This window comes from Phytobacter sp. V69 (genome assembly GCF_965644215.1).
GTDB lineage: Bacteria > Pseudomonadota > Gammaproteobacteria > Enterobacterales > Enterobacteriaceae > Phytobacter.
In genome coordinates this window covers 1-3,302 of sequence record NZ_CBFFRL010000327.1, presented here as the reverse complement: position 1 = coordinate 3,302, position 3,302 = coordinate 1, and the positions used below count along the sequence as shown (strand labels likewise).

Annotated in this window: 3 protein-coding genes and 1 pseudogene; 1 reads left to right on the top strand and 3 read right to left on the bottom strand. The window is 55.5% G+C overall.

What is annotated here, in order from left to right; all coding sequences use genetic code 11:
- Window positions 1-73: 73 nt before the first annotated feature.
- Window positions 74-370 (bottom strand): annotated as a pseudogene (locus tag ACSZPU_RS24550) (transporter substrate-binding domain-containing protein); the annotation flags it as partial.
- A 295-nt stretch (window positions 371-665) separates the two neighbouring features.
- Between ACSZPU_RS24550 and ACSZPU_RS24545 the strand changes: the two are divergent.
- The gene (locus ACSZPU_RS24545) at window positions 666-1,583 is read left to right on the top strand and encodes a DMT family transporter (protein WP_499004188.1); all 918 of its coding nucleotides are present in this window, start codon (window positions 666-668) and stop codon (window positions 1,581-1,583) included.
- A 131-nt stretch (window positions 1,584-1,714) separates the two neighbouring features.
- On the opposite strand, the gene ACSZPU_RS24540 is transcribed toward ACSZPU_RS24545, so the two are convergent.
- Complete coding sequence (locus ACSZPU_RS24540; RefSeq protein ID WP_499004186.1) at window positions 1,715-2,986, bottom strand: Glu/Leu/Phe/Val family dehydrogenase; 1,272 nt, start codon at window positions 2,984-2,986, stop codon at window positions 1,715-1,717.
- A gap of 239 nt (window positions 2,987-3,225) precedes the next feature.
- On the bottom strand, window positions 3,226-3,302 hold a 77-nt coding region (locus ACSZPU_RS24535; RefSeq protein WP_499001537.1), incomplete at its 5' end, for a hypothetical protein.

Sequence of the window (3,302 nt, the reverse complement as noted above, 5' to 3'; positions counted from 1 at the left end):
AGTCATGATAATAGGGCCTTCTGATTAGAAGGCCCTATTATCAATGATTTTTATCCTCGTGACGACACTATCTAGCAATCAGCACATCGGCGCGGCCGGTGGCGATAACTGCAATGCGCGCCTCAACGGAGGTTGGCACGAGGGTTAATTTCAGCCCCATTTTCTGTGCCAGTGCGGTGCAGAGATCAACATCCATGCCCACCAGTTGGCGCGTTTTCGCATCCGGCGATGAGAACGGTGGTACATCGGAATAGACCGCACATTTCAGATCGCCGCGTGCGGTGATGTCCGAGAGCAGATCCGCACTGGCCCCAATGCTGGTCAGTAACAGTGGCAATGCCAGAGCGGCAGTTAATTTTTTTGCTGTCATGATGTTTTCCCCAAAGTGCGAATTCGTTGAATACACGCCGTTGTATTGCCAGATTTCATTCGGTATGGCAGACCGTATACCCTGGAATATACGGGCTTTGTTTTCGACGGTATAAGAGGGAAACCCTGTCGCGGGATACACAATTTATATGACGGATCTCTCGCGAAAATACCGGGTAACGGTAATAAGAAAAGGTTATTCAGGCAGAGGGAAATTATCTTATCAGCGCACTTTGCGGGCGTTCTAAGGTTGGGTTTCATCCACACCTGTACGTCGTAAAATCAAAGGTAAGATAATGAATGCCAAACTCGGGATGTTGCTGAAAATAATGTCGGCGCTGTGCGCGACATTAATGCTGGCCTGCGTCAAAGGGCTCAACGGCGCCATCCCCACCGGAGAAGTGATTTTTTTCCGTTCATTCGTCGCGTTATTTCCCCTGCTGCTGTGGCTAAAACTACAGGGCAACGTGATGAAAAGTATCAAAACCAGAAATATTTTCGGCCATTTTATTCGCGGTTTTTCCGGGACCGGCGGCATGTATTTCAACTACCTGGCGCTGGTTTATATTTCGCTGGCCGATGCCACCGCCATTAGCTATGCCGCACCGCTGTTTACCGTGCTGATGGCGGCCCTGCTGCTGAAAGAAAATGTCCGTTTTTCCCGCTGGCTGGCGGTGGTCGTCGGCTTTAGCGGCATCGTGATTATGCTGTCGTCAAACCTGACCCTGGGCCACGCGTTGCGCGCATCGGGGCTGGCACTTGACGGCGCGGCATTAGGGGCCGTGTTCGCGCTGCTGGCGGCGGTCTGTTCGGCAACGTCGAATGTGCAAATCCGCTTTTTGAACGGTATTGAGACGCCAGGGGCCATCGTCTTCTATTTTTCGCTGATGACGACATTGATTGGCCTGTCGACGGCGTTCTTTGGCTGGGCACGGCCCACGGGCTGGCAGTGGGCGTTGCTGATTGGCTGTGGCTTTTTTGGTGGCGTAGCGCAAATTCTGGTGACGCTCAGCCTGCGCTATGCCGATGCATCCCTGCTCGCCCCCTTTGATTACACCACCCTGGTGTGGTCGATGGTGATTGGCTATCTGTTTCTCGATAGCTTGCCAGGACACGCTACGTTGGCTGGCGCCGCGATTGTTGCGCTCGCCGGGATCTTCACCATCTGGTGCGATCGGCGTCAGCGCAAAGGGCAGATTATGCGTTCCTCGTAGTCCAGAACCGTCATCCTGAATAATCTCCGGTGGCGCTGCGCTAAGCCGGGCTACATATTATCCGTGAACACCGAACGCGTAGCCCGGATTAGGCGTTTACGCCGCCATCCGGGTGGCGGTGCTAGCGAATATTACGGATACAACCCTCTGTCTTTACGCGCCAGCAGAATACGTTCGCTGGCCAGCGCATAGGCCGCAGTACGCAGGGTCACATTAAGCGTCTGCGCTTTATTCCACACGGTATCCAGCGCGCTTTGCATAATGGCGTCCAGCCGTTTGTCGATCTCATCTTCACTCCAGAAGAAGCTGGAAAAATCCTGTACCCATTCGAAATAGCTGACGGTCACGCCGCCCGCGTTGGCGATAACATCCGGTACGATCACCACGCCCCGCGCCTGCAAAATATCATCGGCCTCTGGCAGAGTCGGGCCGTTGGCCCCTTCCAGCACCAGCTTGCAGGGTAACGTCGCGGCGCGTTCTGCGGTGATTTGCCCTTCCAGCGCCGCTGGGATCAGAATGTCGTGTTCCAGCGTCCAGAACGCTTCATCCGCCACCGTATCGGCCCCTGGAAAACCGAGCAGTTTGCCCTGCGCCTTCTGCCAGGCAATCAGCGCCGGAATATCAATGCCGCCGGGGTGATAGAGCGTGCAGAACTGATCCTGTATCGCCACCACGCGTGCGCCGTGCTGATGGAACAACTCGGCGCTGACACTGCCGACATTGCCAAAACCCTGCACCGCCACACGGCTTTGCGCCACGTCGATCCCCAGCGCTTGCGCCGCCTTACAGCCCGTCACATACACGCCGCGCCCGGTGGCTTTCACGCGTCCCAGCGAACCGCCCAGATGCACTGGCTTCCCGGTGACCACGCCCGTGGAAGGCTTGCCGACGTTCATCGACCAGGTATCCATCATCCATGCCATGATTTGCGCATTGGTCCCGACATCCGGTGCCGGAATGTCCTGCTGCGGGCCAATAAAGATGCCGATTTCGCTGGTATAACGCCGGGTCAGGCGCTCCAGCTCTTTGTGTGACAGCGTGGAGGGATCGACGCGCACCCCGCCTTTCGCGCCGCCAAAGGGCAAATTCAGCGCCGCACATTTGACGGTCATCCAGGCGGAGAGCGCCATCACCTCTTCCAGCGTGACGTCAGGATGAAAACGCACCCCGCCCTTGCCCGGCCCGCGCGATAAATTGTGCTGAACCCGGTAGCCTTCAAAATGACGCACGGTGCCATCATCCATTTCCAGCGGAATATCGACGATTAACGCGCGGCGCGGATGACGCAGGGTATCGGCCCAGTGGCCGAGCTCCCCCAGCAGGGGCAGGACGCGCTCCACTTGCGCCAGATAGATGGACCATGCCGAGTGACGCGCACCGGACACATAAGACAGCTCAGACAAAACACACCTCCGTAAGTGGCAGAATAGAAACCGTTTTAACCGGCTTTAGGTTACTCCTGACGACGGGGTGTGGCCTTTACGAGATTGCTATAACGTCATACGGAAAATTTATTGCGAGAGAAATTAAAAGCAGTTCAGTTCACTATTCTGGTGCAGAAGACCAGCGATAAAAACTGATAAAAGCGATGGAATACAAAATTCCCTCCCCATAGCAAAAAGGGAGGGTTTACGGGCAGGAATTACTTCTCGTGCAGACCGAGTTTCTTTTCCAGATAGTGGATGTTGGGGCCACCCTGCTGGAATTTCTCGTCGCTCA